At 69.8% G+C, this 447-nt stretch carries 2 pseudogenes; both read right to left on the bottom strand.

Annotation, left to right across the window (positions count from 1 at the left end):
• Positions 1 to 114: pseudogene (locus tag SMA5143A_RS42505) on the bottom strand (2-oxoacid:ferredoxin oxidoreductase subunit beta); the annotation flags it as partial.
• Positions 104 to 447, bottom strand: a pseudogene (locus SMA5143A_RS42500) (2-oxoacid:acceptor oxidoreductase subunit alpha); the annotation flags it as partial. The pseudogenes SMA5143A_RS42505 and SMA5143A_RS42500, both read right to left, overlap by 11 nt.

The following is a 447-nucleotide window of genomic DNA, read 5'->3' as shown; positions in this document are numbered from 1 at the left end:
TGGCATGAAGCCCTGGACGGCGGCGAGGATCGCGTAGTCACCGCAGCCGGGGCACCAGCGCACCTCCTGATCGGACTTGAAGTCCTTCGGCTGGAGTCGCAGTTCAGTTCCCACGGATCGTCTCCCGCAGTGTGTGGGCGAGCTGGCCCGCCGTGAACGGTGTACCGGCGACCTGGGTGTAGGAGCGGGCGTCGACCAGGTACTTCGCCCGGATCAGCGTGGCGAGCTGCCCGAGGTTCATCTCCGGCACGACGACCTGCTCGTACCGCGCGAGGACCTCGCCCAGGTTGTTCGGGAAGGGGTTGAGGTGCCGCAGATGCGCCTGCGCGATCGGCTCGCCGTCCTGCCGCAGTTGCCGCACGGCGGCGGTGATCGGGCCGTAGGTCGAGCCCCAGCCGAGGACGAGGGTGCCGGCCCGGTCCGGGTCGTCGACCTGGAGGTCGGGGA

Origin of the sequence: Streptomyces sp. MA5143a, assembly GCF_900290235.1 — a bacterium.
Taxonomy (GTDB): Bacteria; Actinomycetota; Actinomycetes; order Streptomycetales; family Streptomycetaceae; genus Streptomyces.
The sequence above is the reverse complement of the archived record's forward strand: the minus strand, read 5'-3'. Positions and strand labels throughout refer to the sequence as shown.